The organism is Amycolatopsis sp. NBC_01307 (genome assembly GCF_035975215.1).
Taxonomy (GTDB): Bacteria; Actinomycetota; Actinomycetes; order Mycobacteriales; family Pseudonocardiaceae; genus Amycolatopsis.
In genome coordinates this window covers 8,296,236-8,315,352 of the sequence record NZ_CP108403.1, presented here as the reverse complement: position 1 = coordinate 8,315,352, position 19,117 = coordinate 8,296,236, and the positions used below count along the sequence as shown (strand labels likewise).

Sequence of the window (19,117 nt, the reverse complement as noted above, 5' to 3'; positions counted from 1 at the left end):
GGGCTGAACCTCGACCTTGCGGGAGACGCCGATGACTGCCGTCCAGCCTAAGCCGACGTCCCTCGGCGAGACCTTCGACTCGCTGAGCCCGGCGACCGACGAGGTCGTCGGGACCTACCCGGTGCACAGCGCCGAGGACGTGCAGGCCGCCGTCGTGCGGGCGCGCGTTGCGGCGAAGTGGTGGGCTGACCTCGGCTTCGCCGGCCGCGCGGAGCGGCTTCGCGGCTGGAAGGGCGTGCTGACGCGACGGCTGCCGCAGCTGTGCCAGGTGGTGCGCGACGAGACCGGCAAGCCGATCGCCGACGCGCAGCTCGAGAGCGTCCTGGCCATCGAGCACATCGCGTGGGCCGGCAAGCACGCGAAGAAGATCCTCGGCAAGCAGAAGCGCTCGGCCGGACTGCTGATGTCGAACCAGGCGGCCACCGTCGAGTACCAGCCGCTCGGCGTCGTCGGCGTGATCGGCCCGTGGAACTACCCGGTGTTCACGCCGCTCGGCTCGATCGCCTACGCGCTCGCGGCGGGCAACGCCGTCGTCTTCAAGCCCAGCGAGTACACCCCGGGCGTCGGCAAGTGGCTGGTCGACGCGTTCGCCGAGATCGTCCCCGAGCAGCCGGTGCTGCAGCTGATCACCGGCTTCGGCGAGACGGGCGCGGCGCTGGTCGGCGCGGGCGTCGACAAGATCGCGTTCACCGGCTCGACCGCCACCGGCAAGCGGATCATGGCCGCGGCCGCCGAGACGCTCACCCCGGTCGTCATCGAGGCGGGCGGCAAGGACCCGGTGCTGGTCGACGCGGACGCCGACCTGGACGCCGCGGCCGACGCGACGGTCTGGGGCGCGTTCTCCAACTCCGGCCAGACCTGCATCGGCGTCGAGCGGGTGTACGTCCACGAGAAGGTGCACGACGAGTTCGTCGCGAAGGTCGTCGAGAAGTCGAAGGACGTCCGCGCGGGCTCGGACGAGGCCGCCCAGTACGGCCCGGTGACGATGCCGTCGCAGCTCGGCGTGATCAGGCGCCACATCCAGGACGCCGTGGCCCGCGGCGGCAAGGCGGTGCTGGGCGGCGAGGACTCGGTCGGCGACCGGTACGCGCAGCCGACGGTCCTGATCGACGTCCCGGAGGACTCCGAAGCCGTCACGGAGGAGACGTTCGGCCCGACGGTGACCATCGCGAAGGTCCGCAACATGGACGAAGCGATCGAGAAGGCGAACAACACGAAGTACGGCCTGGGCTCGACGGTGTTTTCGAAGTCCCGCGGCGTCGAGCTGGCGGAAAAGCTGCGCACGGGCATGACGTCGATCAACGCCCCGCTCTCGTTCGCGGGCATCGCATCCCTGCCGTTCGGCGGCGTGGGCGACTCGGGCTTCGGCCGCATCCACGGCCCGGAGGGCCTGCGCGAGTTCGCCCGCACCAAGGCCATCGCCCGCCAACGCTTCACGGCGCCGCTGACGCTGACGTCGTTCACCCGCAAGCCTTCGACGGACGCCATGGTCGCCAAGCTGGTGACCATCCTCCACGGCAAGCGCTGACCGGCTCCGGGGTTGTGGACAACTCGCGTCCGCAGCCCCGGAACTGTCGGTAGCCCCCGGTAAACTGGATACCGGGGGCCGCGGCCCGCCCGCCCTCAGCGCCCCCGGATGAGGTCCGCCGCCTTCTCCGCCACCATGATCGTCGGCGCGTTCGTGTTCCCGCGCGGCACCACCGGCATCACCGACGCGTCCACCACCCGCAGCCCCTCGATCCCGCGCACCCGCAGCTGCGGGTCGACCACCGCCTGCTCGCCGGTGCCCATCGCGCACGTCCCGACCGGGTGGTACAGCGTCTGCGTGTTCTCGCGGATGTGCTCCACGAACTCGGCGTCGGTCAGGTCGTGCCGCGCGGGCAGGAACGGCTTGTCGAGGAATCGCTTGAGCGGCCCCGACTTCCCGATCTCGACGAGCGCCTTCAGCCCGGCGATCATCGCGTCCATGTCCTTCGATTCCGCGTAGTAGGCCGGGTCGATTTCCGGCTTCCACAAGGGGTTCGCCGACTTCAGCCGCAGCCGGCCGCGGCTGGCGACGTCCACCAGCGTCGCCGCCGACGTGAAACCGGGGACGGTCGGTTCGCGCATCCCGTTGTCGTAGAACAACGTCGGTGCCACGTGGATCTGCATGTCCGGCGCGGGCAGGCCGTCGCCGGTCGGGAAGAACGCGCCCGCCTCACCGATGTTCGACGCCAGCGGCCCGCGCTTGGTCAGCTGGTAGCGCACGAGTCCGGCCGGCGTGGCGGCGTTCACCAGGTCGGTGGTGCCGCGGGTGGACCAGATGATCCCGCACGCGGGGTGGTCGTGCAGGTTCTCGCCGACGCCCGGCAACGCGGTGACGACGTCGATGCCGTGCTCGCGCAGGTGCTCGGCCGGGCCGACGCCGGAGACCATCAGCAGCTGCGGCGAGTTGACCGCGCCGCCGCTGAGCAGCACTTCGGCCGACGCGCGCGCGGTGCGCTCGACGCCGTTGTCCACATAGGACACGCCGATCGCGCGCGTGCCCTCGAACACGATCCGGGTGGCCTGCGCGCCGGTCTTCACGGTGAGGTTCGGCCGGTCGAGCGCCGGGCGCAGGTAGGCGTCCGCAGTGGACCAGCGACGGCCCTTCTTGCAGGTCACCTGGTAGTTGCCGGCGCCTTCCTGGCTCTCGCCGTTGAAGTCGTCGGTGCGCTTGAGGCCCCACGCGACGGCGGAGTCGACCCACGCGCTCGACAGCTCGTGGGTGAACCGGCGGTCCTCGACGTTCAGCGGGCCGTCGGTGCCGTGCAGCGGCCCGCCGAGGCGCTGGTTGCCCTCGGCGCGCTTGAAGTAGGGGAGGACGTCGTCCCAGCCCCAGCCTTCGGCACCGTGGGAATCGCGCCAGCCGTCGTAGTCGGCGCGGTTGCCGCGGATGTAGATCATGGCGTTGATCGACGAGCAGCCGCCGAGCATCTTCCCGCGCGGCCAGTACGCGGACTTGCCGGTGTGCTTCTGCTCGACGGTCTCGTAGTTCCAGTCCCACCGGGTCTTGAACAGCGACGCGAACGCGGCCGGAATGCGGACTTCGTCGGCGGTGTCCTCGCCGCCCGCCTCCAGCAGCAGGACCTGCGCCGACGGATCCTCGGTGAGGCGGTTCGCCAGCACGCACCCGGCGCTGCCCGCACCGACGATCACGTAGTCAAAGGAGTCCTGGACGGCCACGGTGCCTCCACTCGCTGTTGGCGCGATGTCAACGACTCATCATGGCGCAGCACCGCGCCGTGGGCCAGTCTAGGTTTTCCGGTGGCCCTCGCCACCTGGGCGCGGGTCCGGTGAACCGGGTGAACTATGCTCGCCGGGTACCCACGACCTGCGTGAATAAGGAGCAGCCTGCCGTGGCCCGAGTTGTCGTCGACGTCATGCCCAAGCCCGAAATCCTCGACCCGCAGGGACAGGCCGCGCTCGGCGCCGCCGGCCGTCTCGGCTTCACCGGGATCAAGGAGATCCGCCAGGGCAAGCACTTCGAGATCGAGGTCGACGACTCCGTCGACGACGCGACGCTCGAGAAGATCGCCGAAGGTTTCCTCGCGAACCCGGTGATCGAGCAGTGGACCATCACGCGGGTCGGCGCGTGAGCGCCCGCATCGGCGTCATCACCTTCCCGGGCACCCTCGACGACGGCGACGCGGCCCGCGCGGTCCGCTACGCCGACGCGGAGGCCGTGCCCCTGTGGCACGCCGACGAGGACCTGCGCGGCGTCGACGCCGTGGTCGTCCCGGGTGGCTTCTCGTACGGCGACTACCTGCGCGCGGGCGTCATCGCCCGGTTCGCGCCGGTGATGACGTCGGTGATCGAGGCCGCGCGGGCCGGGATGCCGGTGCTCGGCATCTGCAACGGGTTCCAGATCCTCTGCGAGGCCGGCCTGCTGCCGGGCGCGATGATCCGCAACCAGGGCCTGCACTTCATCTGCCGCGACCAGTGGCTGCGCGTCGAGAACACCTCGACGGCGTGGACCTCGCGGTACGAGCAGGGCGCCGAGATCCTCATCCCGATGAAGAACATCGACGGCTGCTACGTGGCCGAGCAGTCCACTTTGGACGCGCTGGAAGCCGAGGACCGTGTCGTGTTCCGCTACGTCGGCGGCAACCCGAACGGCTCCCGCAACGACATCGCGGGCATCCGCAGCGAGAACGGCCGCGTGGTCGGGCTCATGCCGCACCCGGAGCACGCGATCGACGCACTCACCGGCCCGTCCGACGACGGTCTCGGCATGTTCTACAGCGCGGTGGACGCGCTGATCAAGGCTTGACGCACCGGCCGGGGAGGGTGTCGCCTCCCCGGCCACCGCGTCGACCCTCCCGGCACGCAGCCCCGACTCCCCAGGTACGCGAGTCGACTCTCTGGGTACGCGAGTCGTCCATCCAGGTACGCGTGTCGTCCCGGTGATCACGCGTGTCGGCTGCTCAATCACGCGAGTCGGCCCAACCCCGGACCGGTCAGGTCAGGTCTTGCTCTGGTCGTTCGAGAGCCACTTCTCCGGCCGCACCCGCACGAGCACCGACTGCGGGCCCAGCGCCGAGTCGACGTACTCCTTCGCCTGCTCCGCCGGCCAATACCGGCCTGCTATCCGCAACGCCTGTTCGCGCGTCGGGGGCTCGTCGTTCGCGATCACCGGGCCCTCCACCGTCACGTACCTGTACGGCGGTGTCTCGTCCTGGGCGGCCAGGCTCAGCCGGCCCGCCGCGCGGATCGCGCGGTCCTTGACCGTGTCGCGTTCCATCCAGATCAGCAGCTCGCCGCCCGGTGCGTAGTCGTACCAGACCGGGACCGCCAGCGGTGCGCGTCCGGCGCGCTCCACCGCCAGCACCCCGACGTGCACCCCGCTCAGGAACGCTTCGCGCTCCGCAGCCGTCATGACGAAAGACGACATGTCACTCCCCAGGTAGCCGGTCATCTACCGGGGAGCAACACGTCGGCGAGTCCGGACATTCCGGACTCAGCTCGCCGCCGCCACCAGGCGGGCGTACGAACCGCCCGCCGCCAGCAGTGACGCGTGCGGGCCCAGCTCCGTGATGCGGCCGCCCTCGACCACCGCGACGCGGTCGGCCGCCGCCGCCGTGTGCAGGCGGTGGGCGATCGCGATCACCGTGCGGCCGGCCAGCACGCTGTTCAGCGAACGCTCCAGGTCGCGCGCCGAGCCCGTGTCCAGCAGGGACGTCGCCTCGTCGAGCACCAGCGTGTGCGGGTCCGCGAGCACGACCCGGGCCAGCGCCAGCTGCTGCGCGACCGCCGCCGGCACCGGGTACGCGCCCGAGCCGATCTTCGTGTCGAGGCCGTCCGGCAGGCCCGCGACCCAGCCGGACGCGCCCGCCGACTCCAGGGCCGCCGTCAGCTCGACGTCCGGCCAGTCGCCGCCCGCGCGGCGGGCCGGCAGGGCCAGGTTCTGCCGGAGCGTCCCCGAGAAGACGTGGTGCTCCTGGGTCAGCAGCAGGACCTCGCCGCGCAGCACGTCGTCGGCCAGCGCCGAGACGTCCCGGCCGCCGATGCGCACCGAGCCCGCGGACGGCACCGCGATGCCGGCCAGCAGCCGCCCGAGCGTCGACTTGCCCGCGCCCGACGGTCCGACGATCGCCAGCCGCTCGCCGCGCGGGACGCGCAGGTCGATGCCGTGCAGCACTTCGCGGTCGGCGGTGTAGGCGAACCGGACGTCGTGCACGTCGATGTCGCGCCCGCGCGGCACCTGCGTCACCTTCGGGGTCTCCTCGACCGCGACCTCGCGGATGCCGAGGATCCGGCGGGCCGCGGCCGCCGCGACCTGCAGGTCCTCCAGCCAGAACAGCGCGGAGTTGAGCGGGTTCGCCATCGCCTGCATGTACAGCAGCATCGTGGTGATCTCACCGAGCCCGGCCCAGCCGCGCGTGTACGCGAGCAGCCCGAGCAGCAGCATGACGGCCAGCGGCAGCACGTAGCTGATCTCCAGCGACGGCAGCCAGCGCAGCTGCAGCGCCCGCATCCGGCGTTCGCCGAGGATGCTCCGGTCCAGGTCGTCGTGGGCGCCGGTGACCCGGCGTTCGGTCAGCCCGAGCGCCTCGACCGTCCGCGCGCCCTCGGCCGTCTCGTGGACGCTGGTCGTCAGGTCCGCCCAGCGGTCCAGCATCGCCTGCATCAGCGCCGGGATCCGCCGTTGGTACCAGACGTTGACGCTGATCAGCAGCGGTGCCGCGACCAGCAGGCCCAGGGCCAGCAGTGGTGACGTCAGCACCATCGCCGCCACCGTGAACACCACGGTCACCGCCGCGACCAGGATCTCCGGCGCCGCGAACCGCGCCGCGTGGTCGATCCGGCCGAGGTCGGTGGTGGCCCGGCTGAGCAGGTCGCCGGTGCCGGCTGCCTCGACGGTGCCGAGCGGCAGCTGCAGCGCCGTGCCGACGAACTCCTCGCGGGTCTCGGCCAGCACCAGCTCGGCGAACACCGCGCCGCGCATCCGCGCGACCTTCCGCGACAGCGCCTGCAGCAGCAGGATCACGACGAACACGCCCGCCAGCACGTCGACGTGCGTGGTCGTGGTCCCGGCCGCGACGGCGTCGACCAGCGAACCGAGCAGCTGCGGGCCGGCCAGCCCGATCAGCGTGGACACGGCGAGCGCGCCGAGCAGCAGCGCGACCTCGCGCTTGTGGGCCGCCGCCGTCCGCAACGCCCAGCGGCGGACGTCCCGCCGGGACGCCGTGGGGAGCCGCTTCACACCGTCACCACCTTCGTCGTGAATACCTCGTCGGCCACATGTGTCCACAATGGACTCTGGCTGAACACCACCGTCGTCTTGCCGCGGCGCAGGGCCGCGACGCGCTCGGTGATGCGTGCCTCCGTGTGCGCGTCGACCGCCGACGTCGGCTCGTCCAGCACCAGGACGTCCGCGTCCACCGCCAGCGCGCGGGCCAGGTTCAGCCGTTGCCGCTGGCCGCCGGACACCTCGCGGCCGCGCTCGCCGATCACCTCGTCGACGCCGTCGGGCAGCGCCTCGACGATGTCGTCGGCGTCGGCCGCGTACAGCGCGTCGGTGATGTCCACGCCGCTCGGCCGCGCCGGCGTCAGCTGCTCGCGCAGCACGCCGGAGAACCAGATGTCCTGGTTGTGCGCGTACACCACCCGCCGCCGCAGCTCCACGAGCGCGACCTGGTCCGCCCGGACTCCGCCGACCAGCACTTCCTCGCCCGCGGCCGGGTCGGCGAACCGGGCCAGCCGGTCGGCCACCGCCTCGCCGCCGGCGCCGAAGTCGACGACCGTCAGCTGCCCGGCCGCGACCCGCACCCCGGACTCCGTGTCCGCCAAGTCGAGCGGCCCGTCGGGCAGCCGCACCGGCGTTTCGGGGTCCGCCAGCGCCGGGTGCAGCGCCAGCAGCGCCACCACCTTCCGCGACGCCACCAGGCCGGACGTCAACGACCCGACGGCTTCCGTGGCGGCGGAGACCGGCCAGATGAGGAACATCGAAACGCCGTAGAACGCCACCAGCTGCCCGAGGTCGATGGTGCCGCCCACGGCCAGCCGCGCGCCCAGCCACGTGATCACCACGGTGACCAGGCCGGGCATCGCGACCTCGGCCGCGGCCAGCCACGACTCGGCCTTGCCGACCTCGACGCCGGCCCGGCGCACGCGCTGGCTGGTCTCGCGGAAGCGGCCGGAGAACCGCCGCTCACCGCCGATGCCACGAAGGATCCGCAGGCCGGACACGATGTCCGCGCCGAGGGCGTTGACCTCGCCGCGCATCTCGCGCTGGCTCGTCTTGCGCTTCTGCAGCGGGGCCAGCAGCGGCCCGATGCCCAGCACCGCGAGCGGCACACCGACCAGCGCGACCACACCGAGCAGCGGCGACGTCGAGACCAGCCAGATCGCGACCACGACGAACGCCAGCAGCGAGCCGAACGCCCGGCCGGCCATCTCGACGGTGTTGCCGATGTGGTTGATGTCGGTGGTGGCGATCGCGACCAGGTTGCCGGTGGTCGTCTGCGCGCGCAGGCCGGCGCCGACGCGCGTCGTGTGCGCCGACACGAGCCGCTGGGTGGAGCCCGCGCCGTGCAGCCACAGGCCGTAGTTGATGAAGTGCATCCAGGTCCCGGACACGGTCTGCACGACGCCGAGCACGGCCGCGGCCAGCGCCCAGCGCCCCACGCCCGCGCCGTCGTGCGCGGTGATGGCGCCGATGCCCTGGCCGATCACCAGGGGCAGCAGGGCGCCCGGCAGCGCCCACACGACGCCGATCGTGGCCGAGCCCAGCACCGTGCCGAGGCGAGCCCGGAACACGGCGAGCAGGAACCGGCTCGCGGTCGGCCGTGCGGGGAGCCGCAGCGGCGGGAAGGGATATGTGGCGGAAAGCACGATTCCCGACGTTAAGCCGACGACCTCGGGTTGGCGACCGATTTTCGCGCGCCCGCCTGCGGCCGCGCCTCCGCTCGGTGGCCGCGCACCCGGCCGGTCGCTCGTCTGCCGGAGTCCCGGATCAGCCGATCCGGGACCGGAAGTACTACTCCGCGCGGGCCTTCAGCCGCAGCTTCCGGAGGATCTTCGCCCACTCGGGTTGTCTGCTCCGTCACACCCGGAACGGTGAGATCCGGTGGGGCGGCCCAGTGTCCGGGGCACCCGGGCCCGGCACGTATCCTGGCGGCCGTGGCGAACCCTGACACGGACACCGTGACCAGCACCGTTGACACCACCGAGCGGGCCGGGGCGACCCCGGACCACACCCAGCCCTATCGCGAGCTCGGGCTCGCCGACGACGAGTACGCCCGCATCCGGGAAATCCTCGGCCGCCGGCCCACCGACGCCGAGCTGGCCATGTACTCGGTGATGTGGAGCGAGCACTGCTCCTACAAGTCCTCCAAGAAGCACCTTCGCTACTTCGGCGAGACCGCGACCGACGAGATGAAGGCCAAGATGCTGGCCGGCATCGGCGAGAACGCCGGCGTCGTCGACATCGGCGAGGGCTGGGCGGTCACCTTCAAGGTGGAGAGCCACAACCACCCGTCCTATGTGGAGCCCTACCAGGGCGCCGCGACCGGCGTCGGCGGCATCGTGCGCGACATCATGGCGATGGGCGCGCGACCGCTCGCGGTGGCGGACGCGCTGCGCTTCGGCCCGGCCGACGCCCCCGACACCAAGCGCGTGCTGCCCGGTGTGGTCGCCGGCGTCGGCGGTTACGGCAACTGCCTCGGCCTGCCGAACATCGGCGGCGAGCTGGTCTTCGACCCGTCCTACAGCGGCAACCCGCTGGTCAACGCGCTGTGCGTCGGCGCGATGCGCGTCGAGGACCTGCACCTGGCCTTCGCGTCCGGCACCGGCAACAAGATCATCCTGTTCGGCGCCCGCACCGGCCTCGACGGCATCGGCGGCGTGTCCGTCCTGGCGAGTGACACCTTTTCGGGTGACGAGTCGTCGGGCGGCCGCAAGAAGCTGCCGAGCGTCCAGGTCGGCGACCCGTTCACCGAGAAGGTGCTCATCGAGTGCTGCCTCGAGCTGTTCGCGGCCGACCTCGTCGTCGGCATCCAGGACCTCGGCGGTGCCGGGCTGTCCTGCGCGACGTCGGAGCTGGCCGCGGCCGGTGACGGCGGCATGCACGTCTACCTCGACCGGGTTCCGTTGCGCGCCACCGGGATGACGCCGGCGGAGGTGCTCTCCAGCGAGTCGCAGGAGCGCATGTGCGCGGTCGTCTCGCCGGAGAACGTCGAGGCGTTCATGGCCGTCTGCCGCAAGTGGGACGTCATCGCCACCGACATCGGCGAGGTCACCGACGGCGAGCACCTGGTGATCACCTGGCACGACGAGGTCGTCGTCGACGTCCCGGCGCACACCGTGGCGCACCAGGGCCCGGTGTACGACCGGCCGATCGAGCGACCGTCCTTTCAGGACGCTTTGATCGCCGACACCTCGGCGAACCTGCCGCGTCCGGCCACTCCTGAAGAATTGCGCGCGGACGTGCTCAAGCTGATCTCGTCGCCGAACCAGGCGTCGAAGGAATGGGTGACGTCGCAGTACGACCGGTACGTGCGCGGCAACTCCGTGCTCTCGCAGCCGTCCGACTCGGGCATGATCCGGATCGACGAGTCGAGCGGCCGCGGCGTCTCGGTGGCGACCGACTGCAACAGCAAGTTCGTCTACCTCGACCCGTACCGCGGCGCGCAGCTGGCGCTGGCGGAGGCGTACCGCAACGTGGCGACGGGCGGCGCTACCCCGGTCGCGGTGTCGGACTGCCTGAACTTCGGCGCGCCGACCGACCCGGGCGTGATGTGGCAGTTCGAGCAGGCCGTGCACGGCATCGCGGACGGCTGCGTCGAGCTGGGCATCCCGGTCACCGGCGGCAACGTGAGCTTCTTCAACCAGACCGGCTCGACGGCGATCCTGCCGACGCCGGTGATCGGCGTGCTCGGCGTGATCGACGACGTCACCCGCCGCATCCCGACCGGCATCGGCGCCGAGGCCGGCGAAACCCTGCTGCTGCTGGGCGAAACGCACGACGAGCTGGACGGCTCGGCGTGGGCCCGCGAGCTGCACGGCCACCTCGGCGGCGTGCCCCCTCGCGTGGACCTCGCCCGCGAGAAGCTCCTCGCGGACATCCTGGTGGCGGGTTCCCGTGACGGCATGATCTCGGCCGCGCACGACCTTTCGGACGGCGGCCTGATCCAGGCGTTCGTCGAGACCGTCCTCATCGGACAGTGCGGCGCCCGGTTCTTCCTCGACGCCGACCAGGACCCGTTCGTCCAGCTGTTCTCCGAGTCGTCGGGCCGCGTGCTGGTGGCGGTTCCGCGCACGGAGGAGCTGCGCTTCACGGAGATGTGCACCGCGCGCGGCCTCCCGTGGCGCAAGACCGGCGTGGTCGACCCGGAGTCGGGCAAGCTGGAGCTGCAGGACATCACGGAGTTCACGCTCGACGAGCTGCGCGAGGCGTGGGAGAAGACCCTCCCGGCCCTGTTCGACTGAGACCTGTGGACAGCTGACCGGAGGGCACCGATTTCTGTCGGTGCCCTCCGCTAGCGTGGAAAACGGGGGCTGCTCAGCCGGCTTCGGCGACGATCCGGTCTTCGTCGCCGTCGCGCAGTTTCTCGCGCTTCCAGCCGCCAGGCAGCTGAACGTCCTTTTCGGACTGGACGCGCGTGTTGTACAGCGAGAGCGACTCGGGCAGCACGGCGAACCGCAGGTCGGTTTGGCCCTCGAAGCGGGTCCGGCGCAAGTCCAGTTCGCCGGTCGCGCGCACGTCGTGGAAGACCGCGTCCTTGACGAACGTCGCGTCCTTGAAGGTGGTCTTGCCCGCGAAGGTCGTCGCGGTGAAGTCCGCCAGCTCGGCGAACCGGGTGCCGCTGAACCAGGCGTGGCTTTCGAAAACCGCGCCACGGCAACGGAAGTTGCCGATGAGCCGGCCCTTGTCGGTGCCCGCCGCGGTGAAGTACACCCGCCCGGTGAAGCGGCAGCCACTCAGGTTGGTGCTGCTGTGCAGCGCCGCGTACCGCAGCACCATCCCGCCGATCCGGCACCCCGAGAGATCGAGGTATTCGACGACCGCGCCGGTCAGGTCGAGGTCGTAGTCCGGCGCGTCCGCCTGGTCGGCCGCCGGCAGCAGCTCCCGGATCAGCCGCTGCGCGGTCAACCGGACCTGGAGTTCCTGTTCCTGCGCGGGCGTGTCCCGCCTGGCGTCGGGGTCGCGGCGGTCGACGTCCGCCTTGTAGCGCACGTGCTCGAACGGCCGCCGCAGGTACGAGCACAGCACGTCCAGCACCGTCTGCGTGTACGCCGGGCGGCTCCGCGCCAGGCCCGCCAGTGCGTGCAGCGCGCCCACCCGCACCTGGTCGGCCGCGTGGCCGAGCAGCTCGACCGCCTTCGCGAACCGCTCGTCCGCCACCCGCTCGCGGTCCTGCTCCGCGCGTTGCGACTCCAGCTCGTGCCGCTGCCGCTCGATGTCCTGGCGGCGTTCCTCGACGCGGCGGCGCCGGTCGTTCAGCCAGAGCGCGTACAGCGCCACGATCGCGCCGCCGGCCAGGCCGCCGGTCTTGAGCGCGTCACTGCGGCTGGTGGCGGGGTCGGTCAGCAACCAGCCGCCGACCCCGAGCAGCAGCACCAGCGACGCGGCGAACGTCCACGCCAGCGGTGATCGCCACAGCTTCACCCGCTCAGGACACCAGCATGGTGCTGACGCAGAAGCCCTTGTCGTCGAAGTTCGTCGCGCTCAGCGTGCCCTTGACCGACTTGCCCGCGGACGTCCCGGTGACCTGGCCCTCGACGAGGTACTCGTCGTCCGGCACGTCGCCGAGCTCCAGCTGCAGCGGCGACTTGAGGAACGTCTTGAGCCACGAGTCGAGCAGGTCCTTCGAGTCCGAGCAGCCCATCGCGATCGCGGCGTTGTTGTCGCCGGCGTTCAGCTTGTCGATGAAGCCCTGCAGCACGACCTTGCCCTGCGCCGAGCCCGAGCCGCCGCCCGGCGTCGACGTCTTGGTGCTCGGCGTCGTCGACTTCTTCGGGGTGCTCTTCGGCGTCGACGGCTTGGCCGAGGTGCTCGTGCCCGGGGACGCCACGGTGTTGTCGTCCTTCGAGAGGAAGAACCCGGGCGCCACGAACCCGGTGATGCCCAGGCCCGCCAGCACCAGCACCACGACGGCGCCGACGGCGATCCACATCCCGGTCTTGCTCTGCTTCGGCGGCGCCGGCGGCCCGCCGAAGCCCTGCCCGTAGCCGCCCTGCTGGTCCCAGCCCGACATCTGGCCGCCGGCGTTCGGGTCCCACGCCTGCTGGCCGTACTGCTGGGCGTTCGGGTCCGCCCAAGCCTGCTGCTGCTGGGCGTTCGGGTCGGCCCAGCCCTGCTGCTGCTGGTTCGGGTCGCCCCAGCCCTGCTGCGGGTAACCGGCGGTGCCCGGCTGCTGGTAGCCCTGCTGGTTCGGGTCCCAGCCCTGCGGGTACTGCTGCGTCGGGTACGGCTGTTGCTGCTGGTTGGGGTCCCACCCGCCCTGCTGGGGATACGGCTGCTGCGGGAAGCCGCCGGACTGCGGCTGCTGGCCGTACGGGTCGGGCTGGCCGGGCTGGCCCGGCTGAGGCGGGTAGGTCATCGGTCATGCCTTCCGGGCGCGGGGTGTTCGTGCGCATCCGACGCCCGGCGGACGCGTGCGGTTCCCCCAGGAGTCGTGAGCAGCATTCTGCAAGCTCGGACGGTACGGCATGAAACCGGCTCCCGGCCGCGACGACGCGAAGTCGTCACGATCCGGGAGCCGGGGTGGTGCGGGTCAGCCGTTGGCGAGGGCCTGGAGCCGGTCGAGGGCGCCGTTGAAGGTGTCCTGGTCGAGCGGGCTCGAGGTGTACTGCCAGACGGTGTAGAAGCCCCAGTTGTAGGGCAGGGCCCCGACCGACGACGCGTACCGCGCGACCCACAGCGGGGCCGTGCTGGAGAAGTCGGCGCTGACGCACTGGTTCCACCAGCTCTGGGACGTGTAGATCACCGGGTACCGGCCGGTCTTGGCGTGGTAGGTGTCGTGGAAGTCGAGGATCCACGACGTCATCGCCGCCTGGCTCAGCCCGTAACAGGTGGCGCCGTACGGGTTGTACTCCATGTCCAGGGCGCCGGGCAGCGTCTTGCCGTCCCTCGACCAGCCGCCGCCGTGGGCCAGGAAGTAGTTCGCCTGGGCGGCACCGCTCGCCGTGTTCGGGGTGGCGAAGTGGTAGGCGCCGCGGAGGAAGCCCTGGTTGAAGGAACCGTTGTACTGCTGGGCGAAGTAGGGGTTGGTGTAGCTCGTGCTTTCGGTGGCCTTGGTCCAGACGAACCGCTTGCCCTGGTTCCACCAGCTCGCCCAGTCGACGTTGCCCTGGTAGCTGGCGACGTCGATGCCGGCCACCGTGGCCAGCACCTGGCCGGGGATGGCCTGAGCGGGTTGCGGCTGCTGCGCCGCCTTCTGCGTGTCCGGCGTCGACTTGTCACCTTCGACGCGCCGGATCTGCGAGCCCATGTCGTGGTTGTGCACGGCGATGTCCGCGTTGATCGCGGTCACCGGGTCGACCTCGGGGGAGATGGTGGCGGCCGTCGCCTGGACCGTGCTGCCGAGCAGGAGCAGCGTGGCGGGGACGGCCAGGGCAGCGAACAGCCGCCCTCTTCGGGAAGTGGACATCGTTGAATCCCTTCACAGATACCCTCGCTGAGGACGGCTTACTGCAGGTAGCCGTCCGAGCACGATTGTTAGCGACGCACCCGGGGTTTGTCACTCAGTTCCGTGAAATTGGGTATACGCGTGGGTGATTTTCTGTGGAAGTCGATCATCAATTGGTGACTGGTTAACACCTATTACCGATGAGCTGCGCCGTTCAGCCGAGCGAACGCGCCCGCAATCGGTCGGCCGGGCACGCCCGGGCCGTTCCGGTAGCCGGCGAACCGCGGTCAGCCGAGCGCCAGGACCCGCAGCCGCTCGGCCGCGCCGTTGAACCAGTTCTGGTCACCGGGCAGCGTCCCCTTGTCGGCGAACTGCCAGATCGTGTGCACGGTCCAGCCGGCCGGGAGCTCGCCGATGTAGGTGTTGTAGCGGGCGATCCAGAGCGGGTTGGCGCCGAAGCCGCCGTTGTTCGCCGTGCACCGCTTCCACCAGCTCGTCGACGTGTAGATCGTCGGGTACCGGCCGGTGGCCGCGCGGTAGGTCTCGGAGAAATCGCTGAGCCAGCGGACCATTCCGGCGGCGTCCTTGTCGTAACAGGTTTCGCCGTACGGGTTGTACTCCGCGTCGAGCGCGCCCGGCAGCGTCCGGCCGTCGGCCGACCAGCCGCCGCCGTGGGCCAGGAAGTACCGGGCCTGTGCCGCGCCGTCGGAGACGTCCGGCCGGGCGAAGTGGTAGGCGCCGCGGATGAGCCCGGCGTCGTAGGACCCGTTGTACTGCTGGGCGAACTGCGGGTTGACGAAGCCGGTGCCCTCGGTCGCCTTGACGTAGACGAACTTCGCACCCGCTCCCGCCGCGCCGCCCCAGTCGACCGGCCCCTGGTGCCCGCTGACGTCGTGGCCGAGCTGCTGGTCGTCGGCCGCGTACAGCACGTCCGGGAGCGCCTCGATCCCTTCGACCTTGGCGATCTGCGAACCGGCGTAGTGGTCCTCGGCGCCCTCGTACAGGTCGACGGCGGTCGCCGGGGTCTGCCCGGCGACCAGGAACGCGGCGGCGGCGAGGAGCGGCAGCGAACGGCCTCTTTGTGAACGGCCCAGCACCCTCTTGCCCCCCACCAGTCCCGTGAGTCTCATTGAGCCTCACGATGCACCCGTGTCGCCGGATCGGCTACCCGGTGCCACTCGAAAGTGTGAGGGGCTGAAGGGTGACGCCGTCAGCGCTGCTGTTCGTCCGCGAGCGCCTTCACCAGGTGTTCCGCCGGCACGACGGCGGTGATCAGGTCGTGTGGGTTGATCGCGACCGGGTGACCACCCAGCAGGCTGACGATGTCGCGGCCGACGACCGCGCGGGCGTGCGGCCACTCGCGCGGCACCAGGGTCTTGCGGGTGTACGCCGGCACCATGACCCGGCCGTCGGTGTTGTGGAAGCCGATGACCGTGCGCTGCACCGGCGACATCGCGTACACGAACAGCGTCGAGTCGAGGACGATCTTCGGCAGGTCCGACGGCGGCCGGTGCTCGGTGCGCACGAGCTGCAGCAGGTGCTCGAGGTCGTTCGACGGCTCCGGGAACCCGAGGGCCTTGGGCGAGGGCCGGTAGCGGTCGTTCGGGTGGAAGTCCGCGACGACGTCGCCGGCGGCGTTCACCGGGTACGCGCCGACGACCGCCCACGACGGCACCGGGCCGTTCGGGTCGAAGGCCTCGTCGATGACGTAGAGCCAGCTGTCGGGGTTGGCGCGCGCGTTCGCGCGCATCTCCTCGGTGATCTCGGGGGTGCCGTGCTTGCCGGAGCGCCGGGCCTGCTGGCCACCGCGCCGCGCCGACCGGCTGTGCTTGCCGTGCTTGCCGGGGCGATCCGGTCCGTTTCCGGCTGGCTGCTGCGAAACCATCCGATCTGCCTCGTCCCGCTGCGCCATCGTGATCCCCACGTTCTCGGGTGTGCCGGAAAACTCTTGGTGCGCCACTCTACTGTTTGCCCATGGCCTCTTCGCGTTCGGTCGACCCCGGACAGTTACGTGCGGCGGTGCAGGCGATTTCCCCGTGGCTGCAGGGCGACGGGCCCGACCCGGCCCGCGCGGAGCTCGCCGCCGCTGTCCGGCTCAGCCTGCGCGCGCTGGCGGCCGACGCTCCCGGAAGGACGGTCGAGGTCCGCGTGCCGCCGTTCGCCGCGGTGCAGTGCGTGGACGGACCGCGCCACACCCGCGGCACGCCGCCCAACGTGATCGAGACGGACCCGCGTACGTGGCTGGAACTCGCGACGGGTCGATTGGACTGGACCACTGCGGTGGCCGACGGCCGGGTGTCCGCTTCGGGCACCCGGGCCGACCTCGCGCAGTGGCTCCCGCTCGTCCGCGTCTGACTACGGCTTGCGGCCGACGCCGCCTGCGATGGTGCGCTGCGCGACGTTGAGCTCCTTGAGGCGCGGGCCGTCCGGCCACCAGTCGGCGCACAGGGTCACGCCGGGTTCGACCATCTCGAGGCCGGCGAACAGGGCCTCGATGTCCTTCTGCGTCCGGAACGTGCCCGAGCCCATCGGGCTGTGCACGAAGAAGTCCTCCATGCGGCGCGCGGTCGCGGAGTCTTCGTTCTCCGGGTCGAAGAAGTGGCTGAGCCCGACGAAGGAGCCGGACGGCAGCGCGTCGACGTACTCCCGCATGATCTCCGCCGGCCGGTCGTGGTCGCCCTTGAAGTGGTGCAAGGTGCCCATCTGCAACATGATCAGCGGCTGCGTGAAGTCGATGTGCTCGCGCACGGTCTCGTTCTCGAGGATCCGCGCCGGCTCGAAGATGTCCTCGGCGACGAAGTGGGTGTGCTCGTTCTCCTCGAGCAGTGCCCGGCCGTGGGCGAGCACCACCGGGTCGTTGTCGACGTAGACGACCCGGGTCTCCGGGTTGATCCGCTGGACGACCTGGTGGGTGTTCTCGGCGGTCGGGAGACCGGACCCCAGGTCGAGAATCTGGGTGATACCCGTTTGGCCCGCGAGGAAGCGGCACGCGCGGATGAGGAAACCCCGGTTTTCGAAGGCCAGGTCCTGCGCTTCGGGAGCGGCCTGCTGCACCTGCTTCAGGACCTCCCGGTCGATCTCGTAGTTGTCCTTGCCCAGCAGGAACGCGTCGTAGACCCGCGCGATGCTGGCCCGGGTCGGGTCGACTCCAACGGGAACTCGTTCGGTCCGGGTCGCGGCGTCGGGCATCTTGAACCTCGCAAGTTCTGTGTCGAAAGTCTCGTACTCTACGTAGAGTAGGACTACACACGCATGCGGTAAACCGGGTCACCTCTTTGCGCAGGACGGCCCAACGTGTACTTTCGGTAGTCGGGCTAGAGCCCCCTGGTGACTGACGCGCGGAAGGTCCGGGAATGAACGCGGTGAACGCGTCCAGTGCTGAACAGAACATCGGCCCGACGGCGCGCCGGATGATCCTCGGCTCGCAGCTGCGACGACTCCGCGAAGAAGCGGGCATCACGCGGCAGCAGGCCGGCTACAACATCCGCGGGTCCGAATCGAAGATCAGCCGCCTCGAGCTGGGCCGGGTCGGCTTCAAGGAACGCGACGTCACCGACCTCCTCACGATGTACGGCGTCGAGGAGTCCACCGAGCGCCAGACGTTCCTCGACATGGTCAAGCAGTCGAACGAACCAGGCTGGTGGCGCCGCTTCGGCGAGACGATGCCGAACTGGTTCACCGACCTCGTCGGCCTGGAAGAGGCCGCGGCCCGGATCCAGATCTGGGAGCCGCTCTACGTCTCGGGACTGCTGCAGATCGAGGGGTACGCGCGGGCGATCTTCAGCCACGGCCGGCCGGACATGGCCGACGACCGGGTCGACCAGCTGGTCGCGCTGCGGATGCGGCGGCAGAAGATGTTCAGCAGGCCGGACGCCCCGCGCGTCTGGATGGTGCTCGACGAGTCCGTGCTGCACCGGCCGATCGGCGGCGTCAAGGTCCTGAAGCGGCAGATCGAATACCTGCTCGAGATGAGCGCGCTGCCGCACGTGTCGGTCCAGGTGCTGCCGTACTCGCGCAGCGGGCTGTCCGCGGAGCACGCGTTTTCGCTGATGCGGTTCGGCGAGCCGGAACTGCCGAACATCGCGTACGTCGAATACCTCACCGGCGCGCACTACATCGAGAAGCGCGAAGAGATCGAGAAGTACAGCCGCGCGCTGGACATGCTCGCGGTCGACGCGGAGACGCCCGACCGGAGCCGGTCCATGCTCGCGAAGCGCCGTCAAGAGATCTAGAAGACTCGCGTTCGACGGTATCGACGGGTTCCCGCTGATCGGTGACCCACCGTGGCGACTAGCCCATTGGGGAACGCTTCTCTCGCCCGTTAGGTGAAGTGTGACCAGGTGATCCTTCACTGTGGGAGAACTTTGCAAGAACTTCTGCACGTGCATTTACCGCTGCAGGCACACGTGCTAGCGTGCTTTACGCGGGCAAATGCACATGCATCTGCACCGCCTCAGGTATCCCGTATCGAGAGGTTGGGACCATGGCAGAGCGATTCGAGAACGGCATCCCGGCCGATCGGCTGTCCGGTGCCCAGTGGCGCAAGGCGAGCTACAGCGGCGCCGTCGGCAACTGCGTCGAGGTCGCACCCCTGACCACCGGCGAGATCGCGATGCGCAACTCGCGCTTCCCGACCGGCCCTGCGCTCGTCTACACGCGTGCGGAGATGGCCGCGTTCCTCGCGGGCGCGAAGGACGGTGAGTTTGACGATGTCCTCGGCTGAGGCCCCCGTCGCTCCCGTCTACGACATCGAGACCGGACTGCAGGAACTGGTCGCCCGTGGCTACCAGTTCGTCCACCCCGCCGATGACCGTGGTGAAGTTCTCGCCGTCGTCGGTGTGCGGGTGCACGACAACGTCGTGGACGTGGTCCGGCTCAACGCCGAGGACGACGTGGTGGCGACGCGCATGCCTGGTACCGAAGAGAACATCTTCGAACCCGAGCGGTGGTTGTGGCGCCGCAGCGGTGACGGAGCCCGGGTGCTCACGGAAATCCTCGCGCTGCCGGATGCCTGCTAGCGCACG

The 19,117-nt window shown here is 70.5% G+C and carries 18 protein-coding genes; 8 read left to right on the top strand and 10 right to left on the bottom strand.

The annotated features are described in order from the left end of the window. Positions 1 to 31 precede the first annotated feature (31 nt). Positions 32 to 1,528, top strand: coding sequence for an aldehyde dehydrogenase family protein (locus OG439_RS36665; RefSeq protein WP_247059203.1), 1,497 nt, complete (start codon positions 32 to 34; stop codon positions 1,526 to 1,528). A 95-nt stretch (positions 1,529 to 1,623) separates the two neighbouring features. Here OG439_RS36665 and OG439_RS36660 read toward each other — a convergent pair whose 3' ends face one another. After that, the gene (locus OG439_RS36660) at positions 1,624 to 3,204 is read right to left on the bottom strand and encodes a GMC family oxidoreductase (protein WP_326945163.1); all 1,581 of its coding nucleotides are present in this window, start codon (positions 3,202 to 3,204) and stop codon (positions 1,624 to 1,626) included. Positions 3,205 to 3,377: 173 nt separating this feature from the next. On the opposite strand from OG439_RS36660, the gene purS reads away from it, so the two are divergent. Both purS and purQ read left to right on the top strand, forming a co-directional pair. Beyond that, positions 3,378 to 3,617 (top strand): phosphoribosylformylglycinamidine synthase subunit PurS, encoded by a 240-nt coding sequence (gene purS, locus OG439_RS36655; RefSeq protein ID WP_247059198.1) that lies wholly within the window; start codon positions 3,378 to 3,380, stop codon positions 3,615 to 3,617. Next, positions 3,614 to 4,291, top strand: a complete 678-nt coding sequence (gene purQ, locus OG439_RS36650) for a phosphoribosylformylglycinamidine synthase subunit PurQ (RefSeq protein ID WP_326945162.1) — start codon at positions 3,614 to 3,616, stop codon at positions 4,289 to 4,291. The genes purS and purQ overlap by 4 nt, the downstream gene beginning before the upstream one ends. A gap of 192 nt (positions 4,292 to 4,483) precedes the next feature. Here purQ and OG439_RS36645 read toward each other — a convergent pair whose 3' ends face one another. The 3 genes from OG439_RS36645 to OG439_RS36635 all read right to left on the bottom strand — a co-directional run bounded on the left by OG439_RS36645 (position 4,484) and on the right by OG439_RS36635 (position 8,355). Continuing rightward, positions 4,484 to 4,912 carry a pyridoxamine 5'-phosphate oxidase family protein gene (locus OG439_RS36645; protein ID WP_326945161.1) on the bottom strand — a complete coding sequence of 143 codons (429 nt, stop codon included), beginning with the start codon at positions 4,910 to 4,912 and terminating at the stop codon, positions 4,484 to 4,486. A gap of 66 nt (positions 4,913 to 4,978) precedes the next feature. After that, entirely contained in the window at positions 4,979 to 6,724 is a 1,746-nt protein-coding gene (locus OG439_RS36640; protein ID WP_326945160.1) for an ABC transporter ATP-binding protein, read from the bottom strand. Beyond that, a complete protein-coding gene (locus OG439_RS36635) occupies positions 6,721 to 8,355 on the bottom strand; it encodes an ABC transporter ATP-binding protein (protein WP_326945159.1) in 1,635 nt (544 codons plus the stop codon). Before OG439_RS36635 ends, OG439_RS36640 begins: the two co-directional genes overlap by 4 nt. Positions 8,356 to 8,643: 288 nt before the next feature. Between OG439_RS36635 and purL the strand changes: the two genes are divergently transcribed. Then, complete coding sequence (purL, locus tag OG439_RS36630) at positions 8,644 to 10,950, top strand: phosphoribosylformylglycinamidine synthase subunit PurL (protein ID WP_442792242.1); 2,307 nt, start codon at positions 8,644 to 8,646, stop codon at positions 10,948 to 10,950. Positions 10,951 to 11,023: 73 nt separating this feature from the next. Here the strand turns inward: purL and OG439_RS36625 are convergent, their stop codons facing one another. The 5 genes from OG439_RS36625 to OG439_RS36605 form a co-directional block, all read right to left on the bottom strand. Beyond that, positions 11,024 to 12,130 carry a pentapeptide repeat-containing protein gene (locus OG439_RS36625; protein WP_326945158.1) on the bottom strand — a complete coding sequence of 369 codons (1,107 nt, stop codon included), beginning with the start codon at positions 12,128 to 12,130 and terminating at the stop codon, positions 11,024 to 11,026. A gap of 4 nt (positions 12,131 to 12,134) precedes the next feature. Continuing rightward, positions 12,135 to 13,064: a hypothetical protein gene (locus OG439_RS36620; protein WP_326945157.1), complete on the bottom strand. Its 930-nt coding sequence runs from the start codon at positions 13,062 to 13,064 to the stop codon at positions 12,135 to 12,137. A 174-nt stretch (positions 13,065 to 13,238) separates the two neighbouring features. Continuing rightward, positions 13,239 to 14,114: a lysozyme gene (locus tag OG439_RS36615; RefSeq protein ID WP_326945156.1), complete on the bottom strand. Its 876-nt coding sequence runs from the start codon at positions 14,112 to 14,114 to the stop codon at positions 13,239 to 13,241. A gap of 266 nt (positions 14,115 to 14,380) precedes the next feature. Further along, on the bottom strand, positions 14,381 to 15,223 hold the full coding sequence (locus OG439_RS36610; RefSeq protein WP_326945155.1) for a lysozyme: 843 nt from the start codon (positions 15,221 to 15,223) through the stop codon (positions 14,381 to 14,383). Positions 15,224 to 15,303: 80 nt separating this feature from the next. Then, complete coding sequence (locus OG439_RS36605) at positions 15,304 to 16,011, bottom strand: type VII secretion system-associated protein (protein ID WP_247063795.1); 708 nt, start codon at positions 16,009 to 16,011, stop codon at positions 15,304 to 15,306. 56 nt (positions 16,012 to 16,067) lie between these two features. On the opposite strand from OG439_RS36605, the gene OG439_RS36600 reads away from it, so the two are divergent. Next, a complete protein-coding gene (locus OG439_RS36600) occupies positions 16,068 to 16,448 on the top strand; it encodes a sterol carrier family protein (protein WP_326945154.1) in 381 nt (126 codons plus the stop codon). Here OG439_RS36600 and OG439_RS36595 read toward each other — a convergent pair whose 3' ends face one another. Then, a complete protein-coding gene (locus OG439_RS36595) occupies positions 16,449 to 17,282 on the bottom strand; it encodes an SAM-dependent methyltransferase (protein ID WP_326945153.1) in 834 nt (277 codons plus the stop codon). Between the two features lie 164 nt (positions 17,283 to 17,446). Between OG439_RS36595 and OG439_RS36590 the strand changes: the two genes are divergently transcribed. The 3 genes from OG439_RS36590 to OG439_RS36580 all read left to right on the top strand — a co-directional run bounded on the left by OG439_RS36590 (position 17,447) and on the right by OG439_RS36580 (position 19,111). Then, positions 17,447 to 18,325 carry a helix-turn-helix domain-containing protein gene (locus tag OG439_RS36590; RefSeq protein WP_326945152.1) on the top strand — a complete coding sequence of 293 codons (879 nt, stop codon included), beginning with the start codon at positions 17,447 to 17,449 and terminating at the stop codon, positions 18,323 to 18,325. Positions 18,326 to 18,576: 251 nt separating this feature from the next. Next, positions 18,577 to 18,816 carry a DUF397 domain-containing protein gene (locus tag OG439_RS36585; protein WP_247059172.1) on the top strand — a complete coding sequence of 80 codons (240 nt, stop codon included), beginning with the start codon at positions 18,577 to 18,579 and terminating at the stop codon, positions 18,814 to 18,816. Continuing rightward, complete coding sequence (locus OG439_RS36580) at positions 18,803 to 19,111, top strand: hypothetical protein (protein ID WP_326951706.1); 309 nt, start codon at positions 18,803 to 18,805, stop codon at positions 19,109 to 19,111. Before OG439_RS36585 ends, OG439_RS36580 begins: the two co-directional genes overlap by 14 nt. The last annotated feature ends 6 nt before the right edge of the window (positions 19,112 to 19,117 follow it).

Excerpts from the sequence above, each read along its gene's own strand:
- OG439_RS36665 (WP_247059203.1), top strand. The coding sequence starts at position 32 with ATGACTGCCGTCCAGCCTAAGCCGACGTCCCTCGGCGAGACCTTCGAC.
- OG439_RS36645 (WP_326945161.1), bottom strand. The coding sequence starts at position 4,912 with ATGTCGTCTTTCGTCATGACGGCTGCGGAGCGCGAAGCGTTCCTGAGC.
- OG439_RS36620 (WP_326945157.1), bottom strand. The coding sequence starts at position 13,064 with ATGACCTACCCGCCTCAGCCGGGCCAGCCCGGCCAGCCCGACCCGTAC.
- OG439_RS36615 (WP_326945156.1), bottom strand. The coding sequence starts at position 14,114 with ATGTCCACTTCCCGAAGAGGGCGGCTGTTCGCTGCCCTGGCCGTCCCC.
- OG439_RS36610 (WP_326945155.1), bottom strand. The coding sequence starts at position 15,223 with ATGAGACTCACGGGACTGGTGGGGGGCAAGAGGGTGCTGGGCCGTTCA.
- OG439_RS36600 (WP_326945154.1), top strand. The coding sequence starts at position 16,068 with ATGGCCTCTTCGCGTTCGGTCGACCCCGGACAGTTACGTGCGGCGGTG.
- OG439_RS36595 (WP_326945153.1), bottom strand. The coding sequence starts at position 17,282 with ATGCCCGACGCCGCGACCCGGACCGAACGAGTTCCCGTTGGAGTCGAC.
- OG439_RS36590 (WP_326945152.1), top strand. The coding sequence starts at position 17,447 with ATGAACGCGGTGAACGCGTCCAGTGCTGAACAGAACATCGGCCCGACG.
- OG439_RS36585 (WP_247059172.1), top strand. The coding sequence starts at position 18,577 with ATGGCAGAGCGATTCGAGAACGGCATCCCGGCCGATCGGCTGTCCGGT.
- OG439_RS36580 (WP_326951706.1), top strand. The coding sequence starts at position 18,803 with ATGTCCTCGGCTGAGGCCCCCGTCGCTCCCGTCTACGACATCGAGACC.